Here is a 2,809-nt window from a genome sequence, read left to right on the forward strand (position 1 = left end):
GGGCTCAAGGTCAACGCGTTCGCGACCGGCCTGGAGCATCCGCGCTGGATCTGTGTGCTGCCGAGTGGCGACGTTCTCGTTGCCGAAGCGACGCAGGTCGCAGGACCGGCCAGGTCGGTTTTTCACTATGCGATGCAGGCGACGATGCGGCGCGCCGCCGCCCTCGGTGTCAGTGCGAACCGCATCACGCTGCTCCGCGATACGGATGGCGACGGGATTGCCGAAACGCAAAAGACCTTCATGGAAGGACTGAACCAGCCTTTCGGCATGGCGCTGGTGGAAAACACGTTCTATGTCGGCAACACCGACGGCATCGTGGCCTTTCCCTACACCGCGGGCGCCGACCGCATCAGCGCGGAAGGCAAGAAGCTCATCACGTTCAAACCGTCAGGGCATTGGACGCGGAGCCTGCTGCCGAGCCTCGACGGCAGGAAGCTCTATGCCGGGGTCGGCTCGCTGAGCAACATCGCCGACGATGGCATGGAGGTCGAGGAGGGGCGCGCCGCCGTCTACGAGCTCGACCTCGCCAGCGGCAAGGGCCGCATTTTTGCGAGCGGCCTGCGCAACCCCGTGGGACTCGCCTGGGAGCCGCGCACCGGCGAGCTGTGGACCGTGGTCAATGAGCGCGATGGCCTCGGCGACGAAACACCGCCTGACTATCTGACCTCGGTTCGGGACGGAGGTTTTTACGGCTGGCCCTACTGCTACTGGGGCAAGACTGTGGACGATCGGGTTCCGCAGGATCCGGCGGCGGTCGCAAAAGCCATCACGCCGGACTACGCCTTGGGCGGCCACACCGCCTCGCTCGGGCTCTGCTGGCTGCCGGCCGGAACGCTTCCGGGCTTTCCGGAGGGCATGGCCGTCGGGCAGCACGGCTCATGGAACCGCAGCACGCTCTCCGGCTACAAGGTCGTGTTCGTGCCCTTCGAGAACGGGCGGCCGGCCGGCCCGGCCAGGGACATCCTGTCGGGTTTCCTCGCCCCTGATGAGCGCTTCTCCTACGGACGGCCGGTCGGCGTCACGCTCGCACGCGATGGCGCTCTCCTGGTCGCGGACGATGTGGGAGATGTCATCTGGCGCGTGACAGGCGCGTAGCCCGCCATGCTTGACACCGGCTCGCGCGAAGCAAATCCGCCAAGACAAACGCAGCCTCCGTTCCGACAGAACGGAGGCTAAAAAGCAGCTGCAAGCCTGCCGAGCTCCTTGCTGGCCTTTCTCATCAATGGCTTTGCTGCCTCGTCCTCTCTGCCGACAATGACGCCCGATGCAAAAGCGCGCGCTCGCCGGTTTTGCGGCGGAGCCTGAAGCGCGGCATCGGTGGCAATTTGGCAATGCGCGGCGAAATCGTTCAGGGATCCCAGCGCGCCCTGAATCTTCTTCAGGTGCCCGGAGAGCTTCACGAGGGCCTTTCGGCGGCGAGCGGGAAAAAGGCTTTCGAAAAAACCGCCGGCGTATCTGATTTTCTTGATTTTGATCCGTAGCTTGTGCCGTTCGCGTGCCGTGAGCTCCGGAAGGCGCCGTCCCTCCTTGCGGACTTTCCTGAGCCGTCGATGCAGTTCGTCTCGTGCAAATTTGCCGATCGGCTTCCGCGCATCCGCGCTCGCATGGCTGTCCGTCTCTTCGATCCATTCGAGGATGTCCAGGAGCAGGGCGCGGTACCGTTCGGAAGCAACGGCTTGGTTCGCACGATCAAGCGCCCGATCGCGCTTTGCGGTAAACTCGGCTTCGATCGCCCGCCAACCACGCTGCGGCTCTCCGGCCGCTGGACGGATTTCCTCTTCCACGAAAACATCGATCTCGCGCGCCGGCGCGAGTTCGTCCGTAAGCCATTTGAGCTCGGTTTTCATCGCGTCGGTTCGCGCATCGCGCAAAGGCTTTGAGAACAGCGCGATTGCAGCGCGCAGGCGTCGCAGTCCCACGCGCATCTGATGAACGCCTTCCGGATCGCGATCGCGGATCGCGTCGGCATTGCCCGAAAAATGGCGCACGCAGGAATGGGCGATGACGCGGAACGCGTCGGCCGTGGGCATGTCCTTTTCGAGTTCGATCGGCTCGGCACAGGTCGTCTGTTCCCGCTTGCCTTGTGCGAGGTCGTAGCCTCGCTCCGATTTCGATCGCAAAAAGAGCTCGGCCCGCGATCTCTGCTCCATCGCCTTGGCGAGGCGGAACAGGTCGGCCGATCGCCCGCGCTTCAGCTCGAGTTCGATCTCCTCGATCGCCCCCGAGCGCTGGCCGGCGACGATGCGTCCGCGATCGATGGCGAGTTCGATCTCGCTCGTTCTGGTGCGGACAGGCACGGTGACGCGATGCACGGAGGTTGCAAAGACAGGTCTCAGCTTGCGGCGCAGCTTTTTGGACATCAGCCGCTCGAGCGGCGTGCCGGCGATCTTGCGCAGATCGGGGTGATCGTCCTCGACCTCGGTTTCCCATTCGCCGCGGCCAAAATGCGCCGGATTCGCAGCCTTGATCGTTTGTACATGTCCGTGACCCGTCTGCCGCACCCGCAACGACAGGCCGTTGCGTTTCAGCTTGTACTTTGCGGTATCAAAATAGGTCGAGACGAGATCGGTTTCCGATGGTTCGCTGCGCGTGCTGCCCGGAATTTGCCAGTCGTCGAGGCTCTTGAGACTGTCTGGCGGCACACGGAACTTCAATTCGGTTTCAACGCTCATGCCCTTGCTCCATCTGGAGTTCAGAGTTTTCAGGCTCGAGACTTCCCGCAGGTGATTAATGCGGATGACGGTTCGGGGTGCCGCGGGTCGGCTGAAAATAATCGGCAGCCACGACATGCGTGGGGCGTGCACCATTG

At 63.4% G+C, this 2,809-nt stretch carries 2 protein-coding genes; one reads left to right on the plus strand and one right to left on the minus strand.

Annotated elements, in window-relative coordinates:
• Positions 1-1,095 (plus strand): PQQ-dependent sugar dehydrogenase (locus JOZ76_RS21680; RefSeq protein ID WP_291701693.1); only part of this gene is annotated, 1,095 nt, incomplete at its 5' end.
• 77 nt (positions 1,096-1,172) lie between these two features.
• Here the strand turns inward: JOZ76_RS21680 and JOZ76_RS21685 are convergent.
• A complete protein-coding gene (locus tag JOZ76_RS21685; protein WP_291701695.1) occupies positions 1,173-2,672 on the minus strand; it encodes a CYTH and CHAD domain-containing protein in 1,500 nt (499 codons plus the stop codon).
• Between the last annotated feature and the right edge of the window lie 137 nt (positions 2,673-2,809).

The organism is Bradyrhizobium sp., from assembly GCF_019244115.1.
Classification (GTDB): domain Bacteria; phylum Pseudomonadota; class Alphaproteobacteria; order Rhizobiales; family Xanthobacteraceae; genus Bradyrhizobium.